Here is a 25,144-nt window from a genome sequence, read left to right as displayed (position 1 = left end):
TCTGAAAACAATATAAACCATATTTAGTGATTGATCAATAACTAAAATTCAAAAGGGAATTTTCCTCCCTCTCTATCGCTCCTTCAGCTCCGGCATATCCAGTGCAGTAGAGATATTACACAACATCCCGATCGCCAGGAATATCATTGTTCTTTTCAGTGGTTCAGCAATTCCTGCAACTGTGAAAGCTTCCAGTACCATGGTTCTTACATCACTAAGGCCTTTTTGCATGGCCTGACGAATAACTTCTTCCCGGATCGTTTGCGCCTGCATCTGAAGCAAGATTTCATTCTTGTGAGATTCCAGAATCTTATCGTAGGCTTCAATGAGATCATTCTCCAACTGATCTGGTGTCGCCTTCTCCACTACACTTCGAAACGATTCAATCACCCGAGTCCACGAGACCTCAAGTGCAGTTAATAATAGCGCTTCTTTGGTTTTGAAAAAACGAAATATATACGGTTGTGAGATCTGTGCCTTCTCAGCCACTTGGGCTGTCGTTGCACGATAATAGCCAATTTCCGCGAAGACCTCAATCGCTGCAGAGATAATATCATTTCGCCGGTTAACCGACGCTGCTGTATCCTTAGCCATGATAATCCGTCCTCCAATAGTTAGTGATTAATTGATCAATAGCTTGAAGTATAACGAATACTATCTCTCAATGCAAAGGTATCAGGACCCGTCCAAAGCCAACAAACCCGCAGACGCTGGCTCAAGCCGCTGCAGGTTGTGTAACTTGTCGATCACAGGTTTCTATCCACTGGAAACCGAAGAAAACATGGATTGCCTGAAACAGATTCGTACCATGTAGTACAAAAGTGTCAGTTCACTGCTGGAGAAGTTTGCGCATTCGGGATTCCGAATCCAGCTTCGGACAACTGTTACAATATGCATGTGCGTGACTGCTGCTCCCAACCTGATAAGCCAAACAACAATATCGGCGTATCAAGAACGGCGGTCCCTGCCACGCGGAATGTTCGAAGCGCTGTAGCTCATTCGCAAATGTACATGCACATGCATTATCGTTTTGCCGATCCAGCCATAAGGTTTGATCTGCTTGAATCTTTGCAAGCCGTTCATCTGTCTTCCATATGCTCTGATCATTGATCATACGTGCATACAATTGTTGCACATTATGCGCAACCAGAGACCACATGACCTTATCGCTCGCTCCTGTAGCTACGGCTACCGCTCGCAGGACAGGTTCCAGATGTAACAGCACTCTCTTCTTGAGCAAGCCGCTCTCTGACCTGCGCTGAACAGGATCTTCACCCTCCAGAGAGGTTCTCTCCAGCCGAGTCTCATATCGCATGCCACCTGCTCCATTCAACTCAAACCTCACATCATCGTATGCAACGCTAAGTATAGTATCGTATAGACTGAATGCTGAGATCACGGACATAACGAATACGGAGTAACGCTTGGCAAAAAGTGTACCGACGGCCGCACTTCCTTTGCCGCCCAGTTGAAGCCCTTGCTGCATAGCCTGTTCACGCAATATCGAGTTTCGTTTCTCTTCATTCAGCAGATCCTTCACATGGAAAGTATACTTGGAATCATCGCAATTCGCTCGGATCGTCGTCACAAAAAAATGCTGTAATGCTTCCGACATCTCTGAATAGTCATGCTCTGGATATCCTGCCATCTATTGAATCATGTCTTCAACTTCGTTGATAATCTCGCTTCGCCCAATCGCTCCCCAGCCCTTAAACAACCAAAACGAGTCTGTCGTATAGACCTGATCTGCCCCAACAGCCGGTACTCCCTTCCAGAGTGAGCTTGCGTTGATGCTGTTTAAATACTCATCGGCATTCGGGTCAATCTCCAGAACTACGAAATCAGCATCCACATCTGCAATTTTCTCCATGGACAGGTCCTCGCGTTGTTCGGCAGGTGTCACAGCCGTTGGCACAAATCCAAGATCATGATACAAAAGTGTGTTGGTTGGATGTCCTTTTGCCGCGTAAATTTGCAAGGTCTTCTCTCTTACACGCAAATAAGCCAGCTTTTTTTGATCCAGTTGTTCGATCTTCGCTTTTAGTTGCTTCGCCTGCTGCTCTACCTCGGCTATCTTTTCTTTCGCCAGATCCACTTTGTTGTACATCCCGGCAATGTTCAACAGATCCTGTGTCCAATACGTTGTATCATCAGCATAATCCAGCCATTCGGTACCAAGTACAATCGTAGGAGCGATTTTCTCCAACTGATCATACGTACTCTCGGCAGTTCGACTCTCAATAACGATGACATCCGGATCAATCTGAAGGATAGCCTCCAGGTTAGGACTATCTGCCGACCCTACCGTTGGAACACCGGCAAGCTGATCTGCAAGGTAAGACAGATAATCTCCTCCGTAACGAACTTCTACATTAACGCCTGCTGGTTTCTCACCAATCGTCAACATGTGATCGATGTAAGCAGCAGATAATACCACCATACGCTCTATCTTTTGCGGTACAACCGCTGTTCCTTTAAGATGCTCAATCGTTTGCGTACCACTCTCTTCCACAGGTGTATCCTGTTGCGGAGGCATTGCTTCCGTTACATCTGAGGCCTTGCCACATGCCGCCAAAACGAGCACAAGCAGGGCCAACAGTAACATAGTTGCTGCTCTCTGTCTTACCATTTGTAGTAAATCCCCTCTACTATTTAATAATAATAATCATTATCACTATAGTAGGGAAAAGCAAACAGGCTTACCATGGATTTTTCCACTCTCTTCTCTTGCACAATATCACCGTAAGGTAACCCCAAGTTGCTCTGCCACATATCGCATGGCCCACATGCGTCCAGTTGGACCCAGCGTTTTGAAGAAAATATCTCCTGCATCATATACGTGGCCTTCTTGAACAGCCTTTAATGCCAACCATTCACTGGATTGCTGCAATTGCCTTAGTTGAGCGCGTGCCTCTTCCGTTGGATCGACCATTACAAACACATGATCCGCGTCGTATAACTGCAAATCACGAACTTCACCCTCCACAGCCCACTGTTGTTCCGGAAAATCACGTGGCAAATGAAATCCAAGATCATCATACAGCAGGGCCCCTGTCTGGTTATTCAATCCATACATACGGTAGAAATGAGAAGTCACCCGGATGAACATGGCACTCTGCTTCCCCCACCTCGATTGAATGCGCCCTCGAAGAACCCGGCTCAGTTCAGCATGCTGTTCAATCCACTGTACAGCCTGTTCGGTACGCCCCATAATGTCCGCCATATACAGAAGCCTCTCGCCAAATTGGTTGGTATGCTCCAGCATGGCGGTAGGCGCGATACGATGCAGGGAGTCATTCGGCTCCAAACGATCACTTGTAATGATCAGGTCCGGTTGGACTCGCCTCAAACCATCATAATTCTGATTGAAGCTATCCAGGATAAGTCCCTGATGACTGTGCGCTTGAAGTACAGGTATGGCAACATGACGAGCCACCCTCTGACCATAGGATAATGCGGACACAGGTCTCAAACCGAGCGTTATCACATAATCGTCCAACCCGTAATACAAGGTGGCAATGCGATTTACTTTATTTTTCATATACAACGTTGGGGCGATTCCTTCGTTTTTCTTGAAGACTCTGCTGAAATAGTGCTCGTCCCTATAACCCACTCGCTCCGCAATTTCCTTGATTTTATCTGAAGAAAATAACAGCTGCTTGGCCTTCGCCATTCGTAGTTTCAGGATATATTCAATCGGGGTCATATTTAATTGCCGTTTGAATGTTCTTATAAAATGATTCACACTAAGCCCTGCCATGCGGGCCATCTGATCCATTCGAATGTCTTCCATATACTGATGCGTCATATATTCAAGTGCCAGATCCATCCCTGCTACAGGGGGAGTTGCTTCTTTCACGTGCATCATTAACTGAATTAACAACTGATGTAAAAGATGTTTCCTGCGCGTCTTTTCCAGACTCGTGAAAGAATGCTTTCCACTCACCAGGGTATCCATCATCTCCTGAATATCACGTGTTTTGGAAGGAGCATTAAGCTTGCCCGTCACAGGAACATCAAACGGCTCGGTATGCCAAGCATTGCGACTCCGGGTAAGCGCCACACATGAAAATAAAATGATCTGATATCGGACAGGTGCTTCCATATCCGTCTGAAATTCCACTTGCATTCCTGGCTTCAACAAAAACCAATCGTCTTGAGACACGGTATGTACTACGTCATTCATAGACAAAGATCCCTTGCCTGCGATAACCCTGCAAATGGCGAACCGCTTCCAGACCCTTCGCTGAACAGCCCCCGGATTGCTGGAGTAATGGCAGACGTGGACTGCAGAGAAATGTAGTTGTTCCAGTCGTTTGATCCAATCATTTTCCTCCATGCTGACGTCCCCTCCCTGCTCTGATCAGATTCTCTGATGAACTGATTACACTCTATTTTTTAGCTCACAATAGTAAATTCTTTATACTATCCAACTGCAACTCCAGTGAATCCATGTAACTTTGACAAAAACATGATTCCACAACCTGATGTGATCATTCAAATTCATATCCGCTGTACTTTCCCTCCCGCCATACTACATCGACATACCTTCTTGGTTGCTGTTATGAACTGCCTGTTATTTTCGCTCATTATGTACATTTCATATCATTATAAATTAGGTTGATAATAATTCTCAATAACATAAATAATCAATATTAACTTATCCATTTGGACACCCTATACGGACTGCAATGTATACGTAGCGGGATAATAGCGCCAGCATCAGCACCTTTTCTAACCGTTGCAAAATCATAAAAGGCATGATATATTAATTGAGCCATCAATGATTGAGGCATCAAATATTGATACATCAATGATCGAGAGCATCCAAATAATCATTAGGCAATGGCATTGTATACTGCAATTTTAATTATTGGTTAACATACGCCGTTGTTCATGATTCAGATTCACCCGGGAGGTCTAGTCATGACACGTATTGTTTCCAAAGAAGAACAGATCATCAACCTGCTGAACGTGTTGGGCAACAAAATCAGTCCAAAGTTCGAACGCTGTACTGGCATCAGTTCTTCACGATTTGAGATTCTGCATGAGCTCGATCAGGTCGATGAGATTAACCAGTCTATGCTTCAGAAAATGATCAACATAGATAGTGCTGCCATTACACGTCACCTGAAGCAACTTGAGGTGGACCTAATGGTTACAAGACGTAAGAACCCCGAAGATAATCGGGTCACTTTTGTTCGTCTGACGGACCACGGTCGGAAGCAGATTGAAGGCTACAAAGCTGAGAAGACCAATTTTATCAATCAGATTTTGCAGGATTTCAGTGTAGACGAGGTTCAAGCGCTCGCTGAATACCTGGAACGTATGCAGAACAATTTCTAACCCATATATAGAGGAGAGATCCATACATGAGTACAATTCAAAGCAAATTCCAAAAGACCAATGATTTTAACGAAATTACTTACGGTCGCCGTTCTGTTAAGCTTTACGACCCTAAAGTGAAAATCAGCCGTGAAGAAATGACTGAAATTCTGGCAGAGGCTTCCCGTGCACCATCTTCGATCAATTTGCAGCCTTGGCGTTTTCTGGTTGTAGATACGGCAGAAGGCAAAGAAAAACTTGCTCCTCTTGCAAGATTCAATCAAAATCAGGTTTTGACTTCCTCCGCCGTCATTGGCGTATTCATTGACATGAACAACGCTGAACATATGGAAGAAATTTTTGGTAAAGCTGTAGAACTCGGTTATATGCCACAAGAAGTCAAAGATATGCAACTATCAAAAGTATTGCCTTATTATGAAAATATGCCTGCTTCCGCTATTCGCGAAGTTAATATGATCGACGCTGGACTTGCTTCCATGCAATTAATGCTTGTAGCACGTGCGCACGGTTATGATACTAACCCAATCGGTGGTTACGAAAAAGATCAAATTGCCGAAGCATTTGGCATGGACAAAGAGCGTTATCAAGCGGTTATGTTGATCTCGATCGGTAAATCGGCCAAAGAAGGTCACCCTTCTTACCGTCTGCCTGTAGAAACCATCACTACTTGGGCATAATATCAGGGACTGTTTCCCTGTAAGTCACGATTATATTGGTACATTAGTATATATTTCTAACACATCCCAAACACAAATCTGGAGGTTAAATATTATGATTATCATTCACGCTCATCTGCAAGTTAAACCGGACCAAGAGCAAGCATTCCTCGCTGCAACCAAAGAACTGATCGCTGCAACACGTCAAGAAGAAGGTAACATTAGCTATGACCTGGCAAAAAGCACAGAACGCGAACAACAATACACAATGATCGAGCTGTGGAAAGATGAAGCTGCTACAGCTTCCCACAACACAAGCGCACATTTCCAAGCTTTTGTTCAACAAGCAGCAGCATTCATGGCCGCTCCAATGAACGTTGAAGTATTTGCTGGAGAACAAGTTAAAGCTTAATAGCTGGCTGACATGCGAACTGGCATGTGAAGAAGCCGCTCTTGGTCCCATGACCGAGAGCGGCTTCTTCATTCCCTTTCACCAATCGGTTAACCTCATGTATCTCAAAATGACTGCTTGCTATAGGTTGGCTAATTGTTCAGCATCGATCATGGCGTGTACCTGTCTATCAGATTCGTTAGGCCCCGTTTCAACTCAATGAGGCCGCACTGCCAATTAGTTCTCATGTTTGACCGCAATAACAACATTACCCCTTTTTCGCCCCGTTTCCACATAACGATAAGCTTCCGGAATTTGCTCCAAGGGATAACGTCTGTCAATCACTGCTTGGATCTCACCAGCCTCTATCAATTCTTTAAGAAGTATCAGATCCTCTGCAGTGACCTTTGCGATGCCTTGCCCATCAACAGTGACATACGTGCCGTTAGGTGCCAATAGGTGCTGACATTGACCTTTGGAGACTTTGCCGACTGCATCCAATATCAGATCATACCGCTGACTTGTTTCTGTAAAGTCTTCTTTCATATAATCTATAACATGCTCGGCCCCAAGTGACTTCGCGAACTCCACATTCGTTGTACTGCATACCCCCGTTACTTCTGCTCCAAAATATTTGGCAAGCTGCACAGCAGCAGTTCCTACTGCTCCCGAAGCTCCATAGACAAGCACTTTATATCCACGTTTAATTTTCCCTTTACGCAGGAAATGCAAGGCCGTGGTTCCACCGAACGGAATAGCTGCTGCTTCCTCATACGTTGCATTGACCGGTTTCAGAGCGACTGGAGCCGCTTCGGATAAACATATATATTGAGCATGAGCACCGAAACGCATTCCATTCAGGGCATATACCTGATCACCTAATTTAAATCGCTTCACTTCCTTACCCATCGCTGTAACTTCTCCTGCCAACTCTACACCCAGAATCGAATTTCGGGGTTTGCGGATTCCCAGAAATAGACGCATGGGTATCCAGTACAGGAATGGGCTATTGAAACTGCGAACTCTACAGTCACCGGATGTAACGGTCGTCGCATAGATCTTGATTTGAATCTCATGATCCCTGGGTGATGGCTTCGCTACGTCTTTAAGCTGCAACACATCTGGTGATCCATACTTTGTACATATGATAGCTCTCATATCTTCCCCCACATGTTCATGTTTGCCATCAGTATATCGGGAAAGTGGGTTCGGACCCTAGATACTAAAGTATCGTTTCGAGGATACATCACTTACAGGAGGTTCCATTCACGTGCTTTTGCCACTGCTTCGGTTCGCCGGTTCACCTGCAATTTATCAAAAATAATCCGGTTATGTCCTTTCACGGTAGGAAGCGCGATATGAAGTATCTCACTAATCTCCCGATTGGATCTCCCCTGTGCAATGAGATGTAATACTTCGAGCTCTCTCACGCTTAACGGATCAATCCGCAGTTCGGAAACACACGGATGTACATCAGCCTCTCCCGAGAACATTACTATTCTATTGTCCTCAGCTTCAAATGCAGCCAGTAATTGAAGCAGATATAAACGTGAGTCACCACGTGCTGTCATCCTTTTCAAAAGACTGTGCACGACAACACCTTCGTCTACAAATACACGAATGAAGCCTGCTGGCTCTGCCATCGTCATTGCCTCAATCAAGAGCTCGGTAGCTTTTGTTCTATTTCCATGTTCCTCATGGATAACCGCCAGTAGGATTGTTGCCTTGAGCTGTTCATCCTTGAAGCCTTTGGTTATGGCCAAGCGAAGACAGGATTCCATAATACCAAATGCCTCTTTAGTAGCGCTCTGTCTCAACAATACCCTGGACTGACTAAGCGCATGATTTCTGTCCCATGATAATCGCGTTGCTTCTTTCAGATTGTCCTGACGAAGGAGCGCCAGTACATATGCAGCAGTAATACCAGGGATCTCCTTTGTAAAATTCAACCGTTGCGCCGTATCGTTGATTCTACTTAACATTTTGGCTGCTTTATGAAGATCCCCCTTCGCAAGAGTCACACGGGCGAGCCATAACTCACTTGCAACAACTCTATCCGATTGTACAAATTGCTGTGCCAACTGCACACTCTGTTGACCATGCAACATTGCCACATCCAGGGTATTCCATTCATAATGGACTCGCGCCAGACCCAAATGTGCTTCACATGCAATGGGTAGTGGTGGCTTACCTGCCATATGCAGTACCTTCTGATAGGATTCAGATGCCAGGTGTAGCTGATTGTTGGTTTCCTGAACATTCCCCAAGCCTAGTGTCGCCATCATCGTGATGATATGATGTCCGATCTTGGTACTGTTCGCTAATGATTCCAGATAGGACAATTCGGCTTCCACTCGTTTTCCCTGAAGCTGGTATGCATATCCTAATGTCCATGCTGTTGCTGCACGAATAGGCAGATTATGTGGATGCAAATAATGCAGTGCGCGAAGTGACTCCGCAATAATCGTATCGGCATCGTGCCGGCTGACAGCCAGCGTGGCTCGAATGGAAGCGATATGTCCGATGAGATCAGAATCGATCTGCTCTGGTTCCATATTTTGTAACGCTTGTTCAGCAGACTGCAACTTGGGTTCCACGTCTGCCATATGTCCTGACACTAACAACGCAGCAGCATACATCACCCATAGGGAGGGTATTGTATCCATTTCTGCTGAGGATAGAGAACTCAACCATTGAAGCGCAGGAACAACACCTCCGCGAAAAAGAAGTGGCATACCGTTACCTTCCAACAGATCCGATGCCCGATGAGTATCTGCCGCAGCTACAGCATGATTGAAAGCCTCCAGCTCCATTTGATGCTTCTCATACCAGATGCTCGCTCGCTTATGTATCTCAGTAACAGACAGATCGGTCTCAGCTGTGCCAGCGTAATTCGAAGTCTGTTGTATTCTTTTACGCAATAAATCTGCAAACAGATGATGATAACGATACCATCGTCTCTCATTGTCCAGGGGCACGATGAAAAGATTGGCTTGCTCCAGCCATTCCAACATATCCTGTCCGGTAAAATCAATGGATGGATGTCCCTTTGGTTCACCTATATCAAAGACCGCATCACACAATGAACCGCATAATCGATCCAACATGCACGTTTTCAACAGAAAGTTCTGTACCTGTTCGGTTTGTCCTTGTAATATTTCTTCCATTAGATAGTCCAATACAAAATGATCCCTGCCACTGAACGTTTCCATAAAGTGATTCGGGTCAGAAGAACCCTGCATCGATAAGGCGGCTAACTGCAGCCCAGCAACCCAGCCTTCTGTTCGTTCTTCAAGGAGAGTGATGTGTTCTTTTGAAAGTTTCAATCTCATGACCCGATCCAAAAACTCACTGCTTTCGGCAGCAGTAAAACGCAAATCACTACCACGTAATTCAATCAATTCCCCCTTAGCCCGCAATCGAGCCAAGGGTAACTTGGGTTGCTGACGCGTAGTCATGACGATATGCATATGCGGGGGCATGTGCTTCAGTAAGTAGACAAGTGCTTGATGAATCACTTCTGAAGTCATTAGATGATAATCATCCAGAACAAGTACAAAATGATCAGTTGTGTCAGAAACTTCATTAAGAAGGTGTGTAATAATAATCTCGATGGGTGACGGCTCGGAAGATTGAACAAATCCCATGATCCCTTCAGCAAGTTTGGGGACAATCGTCTGTAAAGAAGCACATAGATATGTCAAAAAACGTGAAGGATCGTTATCCGCTTCTTCCAGCGAGAGCCAAGCTGTATCTATTGAAGAAGTCCTGGCCCATTGATTGACTAGTAGTGTTTTGCCTGATCCTGCAGGAGCAGAGACCAGTATGAGTTTAGCGCGCATCCCCTCGTTCAAACGGAAATACAGGCGGGGACGATCGACTACATGGGAGCGCTGAACTGGAATGGTTAATTTCGTAGATAAGATCGGTGCATACATGAGCCAAACCTCCATTCAAGGGTCACGAACAGCAACTGTATTGTTTCATATCTGGTTTTGGCATCTATACTACCATAAAAATCAAAAAGACACGCCATAAAAGACATGTCTTTATTATTAGTAGTTCAGAGATGAATTTAACTTCTGATTAGCACAGCTGCTAGTAAAAATGAATGGCTTTACCTTTACGCTCTCCGAGCCGGCGTGATGCTTTGCGGATTGTTAAACACATTTTTCGGATCATACTTGGCTTTGACTCTGCGCAGTCTGGCATAGTTGGCTCCATAGTACACTAAACCGGAATTTTTGATCCCTTGATCCGGAACGTTAATATAGGAACCCACAATGTATGGTTGCAATTTTTTACGCGTGTTCCGAGTAAGTGCGATATTTTTAGCGGCATGGGATGGTTTGACCCACGTACTGTTCCATTCCACATAGAACTTCTCTTTACGCCAGAAGAACGCGGTTGATCTAGGTGATTTGCGACTTACCGCTCCGCCCCAGTTGAGGAAATAGAACCCGCCTGGTCCCTCTTCCAAGTTCTCCAAGAATGCTCGCATCGATTTAATGGCTTTGTCGGGGAATGGCTGTCGTCCAAAACCGGACGAGAACTGATTACTATACCGTTGAGTCTCGATCGGATCAGGAAGTAATAAGAACTTCACGACTTCTGTGTAAGGTAACAAGCGAACAATGGAGCTCGTCGGTGTGCCAACACTCGTAATCGGCTGCAATAGATGGAGAGCCTCTGTTTTTGAACCTAAGAACAGTCCCTCCATGACGACATTGCCGCCCTTTTTCGGTCCGATGGACAATTCGCTACCCAATCTTGTATTCACAGAGGGAGCCCACTTCTGCCATACTTTGAGCACCTTTTCGAATTGAGACCATGGCCAGGTAATCTTATATACAGTCGCCTTCGCTGGAGCACAACGCACTTTGAATTTGTAGTGGGTATATACTCCGAAATTACCACCGCCGCCTCCCCGCGAGGCCCAAAAGAGATCCGCATTGCGATTTTTATTGGCCCGAATCACTTTTCCGTTCGCATCCACCATCTCCACCTCAAGCAGGTTATCACTGATGAGACCGATGGTACGCTGGAGAGGCCCAATTCCCCCACCTAACGTTATTCCACCGATTCCTACAGAGGGGCTGTCACCAAAAGGAGCTATGAATCCTTGCTTGGCGAGGGTATTTGCAATTCTCCCTACTCGGTTACCCGTCCCCACAACAACGGTTCCATTTTTTTTATCAAGCTTGATGGAATTCAGATCACTTACATCAATGACAATTCCGCCATTCACTTGTGAAAGATTGACTTCAAGCGCATGTCTTCCACTCCGCGGCCTGATCGGTACATTGTTTTCACGAGCCCATTTGATGGCATTAGAGACGTCTTTCGTCTTTTGGGCAAATACAAAGACTTTAGGATATTTATCGGTATGCGGGTCCCAGTTCTTGCGCGCCGCTTCATATCCCGGATCTCCTTTATAAATAACCCGTCCGGTAAGCTTTGTTGATGATTTCACACGTCCCACTCCCTATTGAACAAATGTTCTACAGTATTTCAACACAAGGCACTTTATACTGTATGAAGGACATTCGCGGAAGGAATGGGCGAATTCAATGATTTTTTGTAGCAAGTTGTTATGAAATAGTATTCACAAATTACTAATATCCTTCAGAACGCAAAAAAAGAATCGCCTCAGGTCATACAGACTTAAGAAAAATTCTTTTTGAGGTGGGATGAAGAATTAAACTTCACGGGCATTAGATCAAATTATAGGATTGGTAGCCATTTTAATCATTGGAGGCATCCATTTTAATAAGCTTGCGTGGCTCTTGTTCTTTTTCACCATACCAGACCAATATATCACCTATATGTTAGTTTTGTCCGCGATAAAATAAAGCGTTTACACAGGATCAATCATAGGCTCGTAGTTACCAAAATATAAAAATAACACCATCACATAACGTGATGGTGTTTTTGAGTATGGAGCCTAGGGGGATCGAACCCCTGACCTCATCGCTGCCAGCGATGCGCTCTCCCAGCTGAGCTAAGGCCCCAGGATATGAAATGGATAACTTGTCCAGCACTGCTGCGTTCCACAGGCGACTCCTATATCATATAAAATCCAGCTTTCGCTGTCAATCACTTTTTCATGATCCAAAGTGATTGGAGAAGAACAACCGATTTCACTGGCACACTACGGACTGGAACCCCAGACTGCTCTTCTCCCTTTACCCACTTCACTAATCCTCCAAATTGTCTTTGGACAACAGGGATTTCAGTTCTTTCATGAACATATTGATATCTTTGAACTGGCGATACACGGAAGCGAAGCGCACATATGCTACTTCATCAACTGGAAACAGCTGCTCCATCAATAGCTCACCAATCTGGCGACTCTCGACCTCAGCATCGGCTGTATTACGCAGAGACTTCTCTACCTCAGATACCATCATCTCCAGCGTCTCAACAGAGACCGGACGTTTCTCACAGGCACGAATAAGCCCGCGGAGAATCTTGTCCCGGCTGAACTCTTCCCGGCTGCCATCTTTCTTAATGACGATCAATGGTGTTTCCTCAATCATCTCAAACGTTGTAAATCTTCTGGCGCATTGCTCACATTCACGACGGCGACGAATCGATTTTGATTCATTGGCCGGCCTTGAATCAAGGACTTTGGTGCCCAGAAAAGCACAATAAGGACATTTCAAATCAGATCACTTCCCATGTTTTACTTTTTACCACATATTCCCTGTACTGATTTCGTAATGAAAAATGCATTGCCGACACATAATACTTTTACCAACCCGCGAGGAGGTGAACAGCAATGGCACAAAGCAATGGTAACTCCAACAACCTGGTAGTAACTAGAGCTTCCGCAGCACTCGAGCAAATGAAATTTGAAGTTGCTCAAGAACTCGGAATCAGCATCCCACAAGACGGATACCAAGGTAATATGACTTCTTACGAGAACGGTTCGATCGGTGGATTCATCACGAAGCGTCTGGTAACAATTGCAGAACAGCAATTGGCAGGTCAATACCAATAATATCTGCATCGTAATACGCTACAGAGGAGCATGGAGCGGCCGGTGAACAACCGGCCTGCTCTGTGCTTTTACTTATATACTCAGAACGTATTATAGATCTTTACATACTGATTATAATAGTAAATGACCCTTTGTACATAGTGACGCGTCTCACCAAAAGGAATATCTTTCACCGTATCGAATGAGCCATCCCATACACCATCTCTAAGCCAACTGTTCACTTTGCCTGGACCCGCGTTATAGGCGGCGATCATCACCGCTTCGTTGCCATCGAATTGATCAGACAGATTCCGCAGATACCATGTGCCTAACTGAATATTTCGTTCAGGCTCGTGCTTCAATTCCTCCAGCGAAGTGTCGGGAATTTTGGCTTTTTCCAGTATCCAGTTGGCTGTGTCCGGCATCAGTTGCATGAGTCCAATGGCTCCTCGTTTGGATTCCTTGCTTGTCTTGAAATTGGTCTCCACCTTGATTATCGAAGCAATCAGAAACGGATCAACCTCATAGCTCTGGGATTGGGCACGAATCTCTTCCTTATAATGAATCGGATAGAACCATGCCATCCAGTTTGTATTCAGAAATAGCACCAATACAAAGGACACAAACATCAACAGCAGTACACGTTTCTTCCTCAATATTTTCATAGCAAGCCCTTAGGCTGTAGATATGAGTCAATTTGCTGCTCCGTCTCTGACCATAAGCCGCTGTTATCAATAACAACGTCTGCAAGTTGCTTTTTGCGCTCAATATCCATCTGTACATCCATTCGAGCCTCAGCCTGTTCCGCAGTCATTCCATCCCGACTCATCAAGCGATCTCGTTGCACGAGTCTTGGAACATATACAACCATGACTTCCTCGAAACCATCTTCCAGACCCGATTCGTACAACAAAGGAATATCAGATACCACAAGTTTATCCGGATATTGCACCGCGTATGCGGCAGCCCGTTCACGCATCTCTCTACGAATTGCCGGGTGTGTGATGGCCTCCAATGCCTTTCGTTCCTCTGGTTGTTGAAAAACAATGCTTCCAAGCTTTTTCCGATCCAGTGTTCCATCTTCGTTCAGTATGGCTTGTCCGAACCGCTTAACAGCGGCGGCCAACACGGGATGCCCGGGCATCATAACTTCCCGGGCAATAACGTCTGCATCGATGAGCAACGCTCCCTTACTGGCGAGATAGGCGGAAACACTGCTTTTGCCTGTCGCGATCCCGCCGGTTAAGCCTATATTCATCGTTTCACCTCATAACAGCTTCATTATTCCCATAATCATTAACAATAGTGCTGGCAGTATAGACAGTCTTCGCATCCAGCGCAGAGCTGAGAATCGCAGTCCAACTTTCATCCCAAGTAACAGAAACGCTCCACTAAACAGCGCAATAATGAGTGCCGTCCACAGTGTAGGGAATCCCAGAAGTGCTGCTCCCAATCCTGCCCCAAACGCATCCAGAGACAGGGCAATACCAAGCCACATCGCTTCCTGGGCAGATATACTCCCCGAGTTATCCATATCCGCCTTGGAAGGACTCCGAAGGATCTGAATGACGACCCCCAGCTTACGAAGCTCCAATGTAAAAACCATACGTTCCAGCGATCCACCTGAAGCCGACTGCTCCAGATCCAGCGCAAGCACCTGATTCCTGCCTTTTGAATCCGTCAGCGTCTTTTGTGCTTCTCCAACACCAATTGCCGTTGTTGCTGTTCCCTCACCCGATCTAGTGTCTGTTTCCAGCTGTTCCTTGCCTTGCTTTCGAATAAGTTGCAACAGTGACCATGCACCAATACCTATCAATATAACGGCTCCCACAATCGAAGCGATATCCGGTGACACCACATGGGACAACAGCACTCCTACTTGCATCGACAAAGCAATAACCAATCCCGAACAGATCGAAATAACAGCAATAGATAACAGGGGAATCTTAGTCCTCCGTAACCCATATGTAATCCCGACTCCAAAACCATCTAAACTAAGCGCCAAAGCAAGCGCCAGCAATGAAATAAAATGATGCAGCACCCCGGACTCCTCCTCTGTGCGGTACTCGTGCCAACTGAAGATGCCAGTATGGGTATACGCCCGCTTATTTCTGCCATATCAGTATATGGAGGGAGGAATCCAAGGGTGCTATGATTTCATCATTTCGTTCGTTCAGTTCATGTTCAGCGGCTGACAGTTCGGACAAAAATGCGTACCACGGCCACCAACCACCGTTTTTTCGATTAACGTACCACATGTTGCACAAGGTTCCGATTTGCGTCCATAGATTTTCAATTGATGCTGGAACATCCCCATCTCACCTTGTCCGTTTACGTAGGATTTGATGGAAGATCCGCCTGCATTCACTGCATCTTGCAATGTAGCCACAATCGCTTCATGGAGCACCGTTAACTGAGCTGCGGTCAGTGTCTTGGCGATCGTCTCGGGATGGATGCCTGCGCGAAATAGAGCCTCGTCCACATAAATATTCCCGATGCCAACCACATATGCCTGATTTAACAATACAGCCTTGATTTTGGTTGTTCGTTTGCCCACCGCTTCTCGGAACGCAGCTAACGTAAAGGCCGGATCAAGCGGCTCCAGTCCCAGCTTCAGCAAAGGTTTGGATACCAGTTCCTCACCTGCATTGAACAGGTGCATTGTACCGAACTGGCGCACATCCTTATAACGTAATTCCGTACCATCATTAAAGTGGAAGATCACATGTGTATGCTTCTCCACATCTTCATGCTGCTCGTACACACCGTACCTTCCTTCCATCCGCAGATGGGAGACAAGCACCAGCCCGTCCAGCAAAATACGCAAAAACTTGCCTCGACGCTCCACCCCAATTACGGTATGTCCCGCGAGTTCCAGTGCAAATGCATCTATGTCGTCCGGCCGCTGAATAATCCGCGGCAAGCTAACGGTAACATGATCAATGGTCTTGCCTACAATAAGCTGATTCAATGTTCTTCTGACTGTTTCAACTTCCGGTAATTCCGGCATGATGTTCTCACCTCCCCTATATTATAACGGAAGATGGCGCTCAGCGGGACCCCTTTTCTTATATCGCTAACACCGAAGGTCTATTGTAAAATACCGGAAACACCGCGCAGAGCTTAATTTATTTCGCTTCGTACCAGTTATCCCCAAAGCTGACTTCGGCTTTCAGCGGAACTGACAGTTCCAATGCTTTTTCCATGACAGAAGGCACTAATTCTTTCATCAGTTCCAATTCATCGGCAGGTACTTCGAATACAAGTTCATCGTGCACCTGAAGCAACATGCGACTCTTCAACTTGCGTTCCCGTAGCGCTTCATCCATCTGTACCATGGCAAGCTTGATGATATCCGCGGCTGTTCCCTGAATAGGTGTATTCATCGCCGTACGTTCTGCGAAGGAACGCAGATTGAAGTTGCTGGCATTAATCTCTGGCAGGTAGCGACGTCGCTCCAACAACGTTTTGACGTAACCATCCTGGCGAGCTTCCTTCACAATGTCATCCATATATCGGCGCACACCCTGGAAGACTTCAAAATACTGATCAATAAACTGCGCAGCCTCTTTACGTGTGATATGCAGGTTCTGTGATAAGCCATAATCACTTATTCCATAAACGATACCAAAGTTAACTGCCTTGGCGGAACGGCGCATATCCCCATCCACATCTTCAGGCTTCACGCCAAATACATCCGAAGCGGTCTTCGTATGAATATCCATATCGTTGACAAATGCTTCCTTCAAGCGCTCATCGTCCGAGATGTGTGCCAGTACACGCAGTTCAATCTGGGAATAGTCTGCCGCCAAAATGGACCATCCTGGCTCGGAAGGAACAAATACCTTCCGGATTTTGCGACCTTCCTCCATCCGGATCGGAATGTTCTGCAAGTTCGGGAATTGACTGCTAAGTCGTCCCGTTGCAGCAATGGTCTGGCGATAATACGTATGCACCTTGCCATCCCGATCGGAAATCTCTTTGAGCAATCCTTCCACATAAGTGGATTGCAGCTTGGCAAGCTGACGATATTGCAGAATATGCTTGACCACATCGTTATAAGGGGCCAATTTCTCCAATACTTCCGCATCTGTGGAATAACCCGTTTTGGTCTTTTTCACGACAGGCAAGCCCAGTCTATCAAATAAAATCTCACCCAGTTGCTTCGGCGAATTCAGATTGAATTCCGTTCCTGACAGCTTGTAGATCTCAGCCATCAACCTGCTGATATGTTCTTCGAACTCACTGCCCAAAGCCTGCAGATCGGCTGTATTGGCCTTGATACCTTGTTTCTCCATGTCTGCCAATATGCGTGACAACGGCATCTCCAGTTCATGGAACAGCGAATTCATCTCATCGGTTTCCAGCACCTGCTCCTGAAGTGGAATGATGGCTGCTACTGCAGCAGCTTTGCGGCACAGGAAATCGCCCAAGATCTCCACTTCCGGCACCTTATACTTGGCGCCTTTGCCCATGACCGTGTTATCCTCCACGAGCGATGGCAGACCGTACTTGGTCGTGAGTCCACTTATCGTCTGGTTGGATTCCGTTGGATCAAGCAAATACGCCGCCAGCTGTACATCGAATGACGCACCAGCGAATTCAATGCCATGCGCATGAAGGGCCAGATCTACACGATGAAGATCATACCCGCGCTTCGGCTGGTCTGAATTACCAAGCCATTCCCGCACTGGAGCCGCAGCCTCGGAATGAAGCAATTCTGGAGATATGAATGTATATGTTCCAGCGGAACCTACAGCTAGTCCAATCAGTTTCGCTTGGTGCGGGTTATCCCCATGTGTCTCCACGTGGAGTACATCAATGGAATCCAGGGAACTGAACAGCTCACTAATCGTGTCCTCTGTTGCAATGGAGGATTCCACCTCGGCAGCAGGTACAGCTTCCTGTTCAGAACCGATAGTGCCACTAAACGACAGGCGTTCGAGCAAAGATTTGAACTCCAGCTTAGCTAGTGCAGGGCCGGCATGTTCTTCTTTTAATCCGGCGAATTGCATATCCTCCCACGTCTGCTCGAGTGGAACTTCCCGGTGAATCGTCGCCAGTTGTTTGCTCATCCGGGCATCTTCGGCGTGTGTCTCAATCTTTTCTTTCATCTTGCCCTTCAGTTCACTTGTGCCGTTCAGCACATCCTCTACCGACCCGAACTGGTGCAGAAGCTTCAACGCTGTTTTCTCTCCGACTCCGGGAATGCCCGGAATATTATCGGATGTATCGCCCATCAGACCCTTTAGATCAATAATTTGAAGCGGCGTCAGACCATAGCGCTCCTTAATCTGAGCAGGGTCATACAACTCAATCTCCGTTACCCCTTTACGCGTCAGTCCGATATGTACATGTTCAGAAGCGAGCTGCAGCATATCTTTGTCACCCGATACAACGAGCACCTGTCTGCCCGCTTCATCTGCGCGTTTGGTTAGCGTTCCGATAATGTCATCCGCTTCGAATCCAGCCAGCTCAAACTGGGCAATGCCAAGCCCCTTGAGCAGTTCCTTCAGCAATGGGAATTGTTCTGACAATTCTGGTGGTGTTTTCTCCCGACCGCCCTTGTATTCCTGATACCCTTCGTGGCGGAACGTGATTTTGCCTGCATCAAAAGCGACCATGACATGTGTAGGTTTATGCTCCTCAAGCAGTCTCAGCAGCATTGTGGTGAAGCCATATACCGCATTCGTATGCAAACCTTTTGAGTTGGTCAGAGGCGGCATCGCAAAGAACGCCCTGTAAATAATGCTATTTCCATCTATGAGAATAAACTTGTCCATTCCAGCACCTCGCGTATCATATGGTCAACATCTTCAAATTACATCTACTCCCATGATACCATACCCGCCTGTCACATCAAAAAGAATAGCCATCTTTTTCACTTAGTTTCACCCGTAAAAAAGAACCTTCTCCATAGGTAACCTGTGCACAGGCTACTCAAGAGAAAGTTCTTCATTTCGGTATTATTGCTTTTGTTGCAAACACTGATTCCCCAATTCCAAAACAATGCTCTTCCTATTGATTCAGATCCGGACGTTTACCTGTTACCAGGTACACCGTGCTCTCACCAATATTGGTCGCATGATCGCCAATCCGTTCAATGTAACGTCCAACCATCATCAGCAGCATGGCCTGAGAAGCCTGATTCGGGTGCTCAGTCATCAACGTGTAGAGATCACTGATCATGTGACTGTACAATTGATCGACCTGATCGTCTGTTTGAGCCATTTTATAGGCCAAGTCTGTGTTTTCTTTCAGGAAAGATTCGATGGATTCATCGATCATGGATTTCACGATTTCTGCCATTTGCGGAATATCTACAAGAGGTTTAATCAGCTCCTGCCCATCCATCCGCAGTGTCACCTTCGCCACATCGAGTGCGAGATCTCCCATACGCTCCAGATCACTGGAGATTTTGAATGCAACGATAATACGTCTGAGATCCTTCGCCACCGGCTGTTGTGTGATGATCAGTTTGGAGCCAAGTTCCATAATCTTGTCTTCAAGGGCATTCAGATTCGCATCATTCTTGATGATCACCTGAGCTTTCTCCGCGTTCATCGTCTGTAAACTCTCAATGGCACCATCCAGTGCCGCTCCAACATGTTCACCCATTTGCTTGAGCAAGGTACGCAGCTCTTCAAGCTCCTGATCAAATTCTTTTCTGCGAATCATAGATTTCATGTCCTCCTTATCCATCATCTCCGGGTATGCCGGGATCATTCCAATTCAGCTCGCTTAACCGAACCTTCCGGAGATATAATCCTCGGTTCGGGAATCTTGCGGTGTGGAGAATAACGTCTCCGTATCAGCTGCCTCCACCACTTCACCATTCAGGAAAAATACCGTGCGTCCAGATACCCGTGCTGCCTGATGCATATTGTGGGTAACCATAACGATCGTGTACTTGTGATGCAATTCCTTGACCAGTTCCTCAATCTTCAATGTGGAGATCGGGTCAAGTGCTGACGTCGCTTCATCCATCAGCAGAACGTCAGGCTGTACAGCCAGCGCCCGTGCAATACAGAGACGTTGTTGTTGTCCACCAGACAGACTAAGTGCCGACTTCTTCAATACATCCTTCACTTCATCCCACAGTGCAGCATGAACCAAACTCTGCTCCACTAACTGATCCAATTCAGCCTTTTGAGTTACCCCATGCAAGCGCGGTCCATAAGCCACGTTATCATAGATGGATTTCGGAAAAGGATTCGGTTGCTGAAACACCATGCCGACCCGTTTACGCAGTGTCTCCACTTCAATCTCATTACTGTAAATATCGGAGCCATTCAGCATAACCTGTCCTTCCACACGAACACCCGGAATCATGTCATTCATCCGGTTTAATGTGCGAAGCAATGTCGATTTACCACAACCTGACGGACCGATGAACGCAGTAACGGTTTTTTCCGGCAGATCCATGGATATATTTTTAAGCGCGTGATGCGTATCATAGTATAAATTAAGATTTTCAATGTGAATGAGGTCCTTCATGGATGTTCACTTCTCCTTCGCTGCAGGGACACTGAAACTCCCTTTACGTTGAGACCGATGCAGGATATTCTTTCATCGCTACTCGGCCATCTTTATTATCCTACCCTTTCATTGTAAAAACAGTATCACTTTCATGTTAACGGAATGTAAAAAAGACATCCTTAACCTTCATGATCTGCTTCATCGATCAATCTGATTCCTGATGTCTGCCTTTTGAGTTGCATGTAATTCACTCGCTATCCGAAACCATCTCATCCAGCTTCATTCGAATATGCTCTGCGACTTCTCCAGCTTCCCCGCCTTCCATGGCAATCTCCTCTGCTATACGGGAGAGGTCTCTCACCGCACTGTTCAGTTGCCGGAACGTTGCTCCTCCAGCGGTGACATGCACCGAACTGTCGTCAATCTCCGCTCCGCTTGCCTTAACCAGTTCTACGGTCTGAAGGGTCAGTCCACCAATGTTCTCAAGCAAAGAAGACATGTTCCCTGCAACTTCGCGGGTCTGTTTCGCGAGCGCTCGGATCTCGCCTGCAACAATCTGAAAGCCTCGTCCATATTCACCTGCATGGGCTGCTTCTATGGATGCATTTAGGGCAAGGAGACCACTTTGATCTGCCAGCGACCGGATGGATTGTGCCATACCCGATCCTGTTTTGACCGAATTCAGCATGTGATCTGCATGTTGCCCTTGACTCTCCATGTGCTGATGTACCCGGTTATAGGAAGCATCGACGTCCTTCAGACTCTCTTCTCCATGCTTGGACAATGCCATGATCTCACGGGCTTCATGTACCGTCTGGTTAGCTGCATGCACCAGCTTGGTGACTGCATCGTTGATTCTGGATATCTCCTGCCTGCTCTCGGATACCGTACGTACGCGCTCTGCCGAAGAAGCCTGTTGCAGCCTGCGGGAGAGAGACATCACATCACGTATCGTTAACACGCCGAGCAGTCTGTCTTGTTCCGTAACCAGCAGACAGTCGTAGAAATGCTGTTCATTCCGTCCGAGGGCGATATCAATAATCGTTGTGGCATCCATATGAATATCCGCAATAACCGGAGAAGCATTGGCTACTTGTATGACCGGCTTACGGTAAAATAGATCTGCGGCAAACCGACCATTTAACATCCGATATAACGTCTCTCGCATTAATAACCCAGTCGGTTTCATCTGCTCATCGCACAGTACAATACATGGGTGTTCCTGATCCTGATTCATCATCGTCGCAGCTTCTCCACAGGTTGTATGGACCCCGGCGACAGGAACCTGACGATAATAGTCATGGAGATGGATTTCATGTTTTTCAGCAAAAGCCGTTACTTCCTTTTTTTCCATTTCGGGTGATTTTGATTCTTCATTATGTAAAATAACATGAGGCTGGTTCGGTTTCACTTCGAGCAACATGGGCATAAATGCGCAATCTCCTTTACGTATTAGCTCCGTCTTGAGATGGAATATATAGGTACAAAGTATCACTCAGATAAGTCCATGCTACTCCCTCTACGTAAAGAAAAATCTTCCTTTATGTTAAATGAACGTAAAATAAAACTCCCCGATCATTGCTAGCTTGAATGATGGGGAGTTTTTCTTTTGACAACCAATTTATAACCTACACCACGAATCGAATCAATGTGAACCGATTCCGGATCCAGCTCCAGCTTTTTGCGTAATGAACTGACATGAACATCCACGGTTCGTTGGCCTCCGATATAATCGAATCCCCACACAGCGTTCATCAGATCATCCCTTGTCAGCACCACACCCGGCTTTTTGGCCAAGTATAGAAGTACTTCGAACTCTTTCGGACGCAGGCTGATGGATTGTCCACCCAAAGTCACTTCATACTTCAGAGGATAGATCTCCAGCTCTCCCAGAATAATGCGTGAGCCATCCTTGTCCTCAGGCTGTGGTAAATCTTCACCATTGGAATAACGTCTTAATACCGCATCCACTCTGGCTAATAACTCAGATACGCCAAATGGTTTGGTAATATAATCATCGGCACCCGATTTCAGCCCCTGCACAACCTCGGCTTCACCGTTCTTGGCCGTCAGAATGATAACGGGCGTAGTGACACCTTGAATTCTTAGCTTGTTCAGAATGTCCAGACCATTCATGCCCGGAAGCATCAGATCCAGCAAAATGAGATCAAATTCCTGAGACAAGGCCCGGTCATATCCTGCAGATCCGTGATCCTCGGCTGTAACGTCATAACCTTCCTGTGTCAGGTTATACGTGAGTAATCTCGATAATGTAGGTTCGTCTTCAATAACTAGCAAACGCTGTGCCATGATACCCCTTCTCTCTTCATAGGTTGTCTGTTGCCACAACACTTTTTCTATCATAGCACTAATTTGTTAACGGTGTGTAAAACAATACCTACTTTTTACATTTTGCGCCCAAACACCTAGATCACTTCATCCTGAATTAATGGAAGGATCACACGGAACGTTGTCCCCATGCCCAGCTCACTTTCTACAGACAATTTGCCATGATGCAATTCCACCAGATGCTTAACGATGGAAAGTCCAAGCCCTGTGCCCCCGGAATTACGGGATCTGCCTTTGTCCACGCGATAGAACCGTTCGAAGATTCGCGGCAAATCTTTTTTCGGTATGCCAATGCCCGTATCCGACACAGCAAACACGACTTCATCATCGTTCTGATCCATATTCACCTGCAACTTCACACGTCCACCCTCAGGGGTGTAGTTGATTCCGTTGGACAACAAATTGATAAAGATCTGCTTCATTTTATCTTCATCTGCTTCAATGTACAGTTCCTCGGGAACATTCATTTCCAGACGAATCTGCTTTTTCTCAGCAACTTTGGATAGGGTACCCAGCACCATTTCGAAGAAAGAGTGCACATGAACAGGTGAGCATTGCAGCGGTGCCCGTTTGGATTCAATTTTGGATAACTCCAGAATATCCCCAATTAGGCGATTAAGTCGATCGCCTTCATCATAGATGATTTGCAAGAATGAGCGCTCTGTCTCTTTATCCTGAACCCCCCCACTGAGCAACGTTTCGGCAAAGCCTTTGACTGCAGCAACAGGTGTTTTGAGCTCATGAGAGACATTCGCAACGAACTCACTGCGCATTGATTCCAGTCGCCGGATTGCTGTCACGTCCTGCAAAAGGAACAACATGCCTCGGTATCCGCCATCATCTTCGGACATTGGTACGCCGTCAATACGGATCAATTTTTCTTCCGGGTTGAACACGCTCACTTCTTCATGCATCCGATCACGAAGTGCAACACTCTCTTCAATGGTACGGGTCAACTCGTAGTGTCTCTTCAATTCAATATAAGGCTTACCCGTAACTTTTCCAGCCTGAATGCCCAGCATACGCTCCGCTTCCCGATTGACCAGTGCAATGGATTGCGCTGCATCGATCATGACAATGCCTCCGGTCATATTCGCCAAGACACTCTGTAGCAGTGCCTCATTGTCACGAATCGTCTTCAACTGAGACTGCAAACTGTCTGCCATTCCGTTTATCGCGAGCCCAAGCTGTCCGATCTCATCCCTGCGCGTTACATCAACTCTCGCATCGTATTCCAGCTTGGTAATTCGATGAGCTACTTTCGTAATATGCTCAATCGGAGAGGTTAATCCCCTTGCAACCCGGTAACTGACAAACGCGACAATCAGGAACAACAGTCCCAGTGCAGCAAACATGATTATCCAGCCACGCTGAAGACCCTGATCCACAGCCTGCAGACTCATGGAAAGACGGATGTAGCCATCAAATTTGCCGCTCGGTATTTCAATCATGTCACTTTGATCCGAATTCACAGGTAGTGCCACATAGAGCATGTCTTGGCCCAATGTTTCACTGTAACGTATGGACTGCCCGTATCCATCTCCAACGGCACCCTTAATCTCCTCCCGGTTCAAGTGATTATCCATGGAGGCCGGATCACTCTCTGAATCTCCAATGACCGTGCCATCTTTATTGATGAAGGTTACACGGGAATCCGTCAGGCGATCCAATTCCAGAGCCCGATCTGAATAATACTTTCGTGTTTCTTGCGAGGTTGGATCACTTGCATCATGAAATGGAAATGTTGCTTTGAGCAAATTAATCTCGCGCACCATGGTTTGCTCCAGTGCGGTAGTATGTGTAGTTTTAAACACTCTGCCCATCGTATATCCAGCCACAATGACGGATACACCGATCAGCACCATCATAATGATGGCAAGGCGAATTCGGAACGGTCTCATCTATCTCTTCCTTTATGATCAAATTAATATTTAATGACTT

At 46.3% G+C, this 25,144-nt stretch carries 22 protein-coding genes and 1 tRNA gene; 4 read left to right on the top strand and 19 right to left on the bottom strand.

The window, feature by feature from the left end; all coding sequences use genetic code 11:
- Positions 1-72: 72 nt before the first annotated feature.
- The 4 genes from M1D71_RS09120 to M1D71_RS09105 all read right to left on the bottom strand — a co-directional run bounded on the left by M1D71_RS09120 (position 73) and on the right by M1D71_RS09105 (position 4,339).
- Positions 73-594, bottom strand: coding sequence for a TetR/AcrR family transcriptional regulator (locus M1D71_RS09120; RefSeq protein ID WP_458126177.1), 522 nt, complete (start codon positions 592-594; stop codon positions 73-75).
- A gap of 235 nt (positions 595-829) precedes the next feature.
- Positions 830-1,648: a hypothetical protein gene (locus M1D71_RS09115; RefSeq protein WP_458126176.1), complete on the bottom strand. Its 819-nt coding sequence runs from the start codon at positions 1,646-1,648 to the stop codon at positions 830-832.
- A complete protein-coding gene (locus tag M1D71_RS09110) occupies positions 1,649-2,629 on the bottom strand; it encodes an ABC transporter substrate-binding protein (RefSeq protein ID WP_458126175.1) in 981 nt (326 codons plus the stop codon).
- A gap of 108 nt (positions 2,630-2,737) precedes the next feature.
- Positions 2,738-4,339, bottom strand: a complete 1,602-nt coding sequence (locus tag M1D71_RS09105) for an AraC family transcriptional regulator (RefSeq protein WP_458126174.1) — start codon at positions 4,337-4,339, stop codon at positions 2,738-2,740.
- Between the two features lie 587 nt (positions 4,340-4,926).
- Here M1D71_RS09105 and M1D71_RS09100 point away from each other — a divergent pair.
- The 3 genes from M1D71_RS09100 to M1D71_RS09090 all read left to right on the top strand — a co-directional run bounded on the left by M1D71_RS09100 (position 4,927) and on the right by M1D71_RS09090 (position 6,414).
- Entirely contained in the window at positions 4,927-5,346 is a 420-nt protein-coding gene (locus M1D71_RS09100) for a MarR family winged helix-turn-helix transcriptional regulator (RefSeq protein ID WP_458126173.1), read from the top strand.
- A gap of 26 nt (positions 5,347-5,372) precedes the next feature.
- Positions 5,373-6,023 (top strand): nitroreductase family protein, encoded by a 651-nt coding sequence (locus tag M1D71_RS09095; RefSeq protein ID WP_458126172.1) that lies wholly within the window; start codon positions 5,373-5,375, stop codon positions 6,021-6,023.
- Between the two features lie 94 nt (positions 6,024-6,117).
- The gene (locus M1D71_RS09090) at positions 6,118-6,414 is read left to right on the top strand and encodes a putative quinol monooxygenase (RefSeq protein WP_169478680.1); all 297 of its coding nucleotides are present in this window, start codon (positions 6,118-6,120) and stop codon (positions 6,412-6,414) included.
- 216 nt (positions 6,415-6,630) lie between these two features.
- Here the strand turns inward: M1D71_RS09090 and M1D71_RS09085 are convergent, their stop codons facing one another.
- The 5 genes from M1D71_RS09085 to nrdR all read right to left on the bottom strand — a co-directional run bounded on the left by M1D71_RS09085 (position 6,631) and on the right by nrdR (position 13,058).
- Positions 6,631-7,551, bottom strand: coding sequence for an NAD(P)-dependent alcohol dehydrogenase (locus M1D71_RS09085; protein ID WP_458126171.1), 921 nt, complete (start codon positions 7,549-7,551; stop codon positions 6,631-6,633).
- A gap of 92 nt (positions 7,552-7,643) precedes the next feature.
- Positions 7,644-10,331, bottom strand: a complete 2,688-nt coding sequence (locus M1D71_RS09080) for a LuxR C-terminal-related transcriptional regulator (protein ID WP_458126170.1) — start codon at positions 10,329-10,331, stop codon at positions 7,644-7,646.
- Between the two features lie 185 nt (positions 10,332-10,516).
- On the bottom strand, positions 10,517-11,866 hold the full coding sequence (locus tag M1D71_RS09075) for an FAD-binding oxidoreductase (RefSeq protein WP_458126169.1): 1,350 nt from the start codon (positions 11,864-11,866) through the stop codon (positions 10,517-10,519).
- Positions 11,867-12,331: 465 nt separating this feature from the next.
- Positions 12,332-12,404, bottom strand: a tRNA-Ala gene (locus M1D71_RS09070).
- Positions 12,405-12,590: 186 nt separating this feature from the next.
- Positions 12,591-13,058: a transcriptional regulator NrdR gene (nrdR, locus tag M1D71_RS09065; RefSeq protein WP_062833564.1), complete on the bottom strand. Its 468-nt coding sequence runs from the start codon at positions 13,056-13,058 to the stop codon at positions 12,591-12,593.
- 116 nt (positions 13,059-13,174) lie between these two features.
- On the opposite strand from nrdR, the gene M1D71_RS09060 reads away from it, so the two are divergent.
- Positions 13,175-13,396, top strand: coding sequence for a small, acid-soluble spore protein, alpha/beta type (locus M1D71_RS09060; protein ID WP_458126168.1), 222 nt, complete (start codon positions 13,175-13,177; stop codon positions 13,394-13,396).
- Positions 13,397-13,476: 80 nt separating this feature from the next.
- Here the strand turns inward: M1D71_RS09060 and M1D71_RS09055 are convergent, their stop codons facing one another.
- From M1D71_RS09055 to pnpS, 10 genes are all read right to left on the bottom strand, one after another.
- Positions 13,477-14,040: a lytic transglycosylase domain-containing protein gene (locus M1D71_RS09055; RefSeq protein ID WP_458126167.1), complete on the bottom strand. Its 564-nt coding sequence runs from the start codon at positions 14,038-14,040 to the stop codon at positions 13,477-13,479.
- Positions 14,037-14,633 (bottom strand): dephospho-CoA kinase, encoded by a 597-nt coding sequence (coaE, locus tag M1D71_RS09050; RefSeq protein WP_458126166.1) that lies wholly within the window; start codon positions 14,631-14,633, stop codon positions 14,037-14,039. Before coaE ends, M1D71_RS09055 begins: the two co-directional genes overlap by 4 nt.
- 9 nt (positions 14,634-14,642) lie before the next feature.
- On the bottom strand, positions 14,643-15,416 hold the full coding sequence (locus M1D71_RS09045) for a manganese efflux pump (RefSeq protein WP_458126165.1): 774 nt from the start codon (positions 15,414-15,416) through the stop codon (positions 14,643-14,645).
- Positions 15,417-15,548: 132 nt separating this feature from the next.
- On the bottom strand, positions 15,549-16,385 hold the full coding sequence (gene mutM, locus M1D71_RS09040; RefSeq protein ID WP_458126164.1) for a DNA-formamidopyrimidine glycosylase: 837 nt from the start codon (positions 16,383-16,385) through the stop codon (positions 15,549-15,551).
- Between the two features lie 118 nt (positions 16,386-16,503).
- On the bottom strand, positions 16,504-19,158 hold the full coding sequence (gene polA / locus M1D71_RS09035) for a DNA polymerase I (protein ID WP_458126163.1): 2,655 nt from the start codon (positions 19,156-19,158) through the stop codon (positions 16,504-16,506).
- A gap of 235 nt (positions 19,159-19,393) precedes the next feature.
- Positions 19,394-20,053 (bottom strand): phosphate signaling complex protein PhoU, encoded by a 660-nt coding sequence (gene phoU / locus M1D71_RS09030; RefSeq protein WP_145319518.1) that lies wholly within the window; start codon positions 20,051-20,053, stop codon positions 19,394-19,396.
- 63 nt (positions 20,054-20,116) lie between these two features.
- Entirely contained in the window at positions 20,117-20,872 is a 756-nt protein-coding gene (gene pstB / locus M1D71_RS09025; RefSeq protein ID WP_036609821.1) for a phosphate ABC transporter ATP-binding protein PstB, read from the bottom strand.
- Positions 20,873-21,101: 229 nt separating this feature from the next.
- Positions 21,102-22,283 (bottom strand): methyl-accepting chemotaxis protein, encoded by a 1,182-nt coding sequence (locus tag M1D71_RS09020; RefSeq protein ID WP_458126162.1) that lies wholly within the window; start codon positions 22,281-22,283, stop codon positions 21,102-21,104.
- A 152-nt stretch (positions 22,284-22,435) separates the two neighbouring features.
- The gene (locus M1D71_RS09015) at positions 22,436-23,164 is read right to left on the bottom strand and encodes a response regulator transcription factor (protein WP_145319524.1); all 729 of its coding nucleotides are present in this window, start codon (positions 23,162-23,164) and stop codon (positions 22,436-22,438) included.
- 116 nt (positions 23,165-23,280) lie between these two features.
- Entirely contained in the window at positions 23,281-25,104 is a 1,824-nt protein-coding gene (gene pnpS / locus M1D71_RS09010) for a two-component system histidine kinase PnpS (protein ID WP_458126161.1), read from the bottom strand.
- Between the last annotated feature and the right edge of the window lie 40 nt (positions 25,105-25,144).

Source organism: Paenibacillus sp. Z3-2 (genome assembly GCF_054161325.1).
This window is presented reverse-complemented; position numbering and strand designations above follow the sequence as displayed.

Excerpts from the sequence above, each read along its gene's own strand:
- M1D71_RS09120 (WP_458126177.1), bottom strand. The coding sequence starts at position 594 with ATGGCTAAGGATACAGCAGCGTCGGTTAACCGGCGAAATGATATTATC.
- M1D71_RS09115 (WP_458126176.1), bottom strand. The coding sequence starts at position 1,648 with ATGGCAGGATATCCAGAGCATGACTATTCAGAGATGTCGGAAGCATTA.
- M1D71_RS09110 (WP_458126175.1), bottom strand. The coding sequence starts at position 2,629 with ATGGTAAGACAGAGAGCAGCAACTATGTTACTGTTGGCCCTGCTTGTG.
- M1D71_RS09105 (WP_458126174.1), bottom strand. The coding sequence starts at position 4,339 with ATGGAGGAAAATGATTGGATCAAACGACTGGAACAACTACATTTCTCT.
- M1D71_RS09100 (WP_458126173.1), top strand. The coding sequence starts at position 4,927 with ATGACACGTATTGTTTCCAAAGAAGAACAGATCATCAACCTGCTGAAC.
- M1D71_RS09095 (WP_458126172.1), top strand. The coding sequence starts at position 5,373 with ATGAGTACAATTCAAAGCAAATTCCAAAAGACCAATGATTTTAACGAA.
- M1D71_RS09090 (WP_169478680.1), top strand. The coding sequence starts at position 6,118 with ATGATTATCATTCACGCTCATCTGCAAGTTAAACCGGACCAAGAGCAA.
- M1D71_RS09085 (WP_458126171.1), bottom strand. The coding sequence starts at position 7,551 with ATGAGAGCTATCATATGTACAAAGTATGGATCACCAGATGTGTTGCAG.
- M1D71_RS09080 (WP_458126170.1), bottom strand. The coding sequence starts at position 10,331 with ATGTATGCACCGATCTTATCTACGAAATTAACCATTCCAGTTCAGCGC.
- M1D71_RS09060 (WP_458126168.1), top strand. The coding sequence starts at position 13,175 with ATGGCACAAAGCAATGGTAACTCCAACAACCTGGTAGTAACTAGAGCT.
- M1D71_RS09055 (WP_458126167.1), bottom strand. The coding sequence starts at position 14,040 with ATGAAAATATTGAGGAAGAAACGTGTACTGCTGTTGATGTTTGTGTCC.
- coaE (WP_458126166.1), bottom strand. The coding sequence starts at position 14,633 with ATGAATATAGGCTTAACCGGCGGGATCGCGACAGGCAAAAGCAGTGTT.
- mutM (WP_458126164.1), bottom strand. The coding sequence starts at position 16,385 with ATGCCGGAATTACCGGAAGTTGAAACAGTCAGAAGAACATTGAATCAG.
- polA (WP_458126163.1), bottom strand. The coding sequence starts at position 19,158 with ATGGACAAGTTTATTCTCATAGATGGAAATAGCATTATTTACAGGGCG.
- phoU (WP_145319518.1), bottom strand. The coding sequence starts at position 20,053 with ATGATTCGCAGAAAAGAATTTGATCAGGAGCTTGAAGAGCTGCGTACC.
- pstB (WP_036609821.1), bottom strand. The coding sequence starts at position 20,872 with ATGAAGGACCTCATTCACATTGAAAATCTTAATTTATACTATGATACG.
- M1D71_RS09020 (WP_458126162.1), bottom strand. The coding sequence starts at position 22,283 with ATGCCCATGTTGCTCGAAGTGAAACCGAACCAGCCTCATGTTATTTTA.
- M1D71_RS09015 (WP_145319524.1), bottom strand. The coding sequence starts at position 23,164 with ATGGCACAGCGTTTGCTAGTTATTGAAGACGAACCTACATTATCGAGA.
- pnpS (WP_458126161.1), bottom strand. The coding sequence starts at position 25,104 with ATGAGACCGTTCCGAATTCGCCTTGCCATCATTATGATGGTGCTGATC.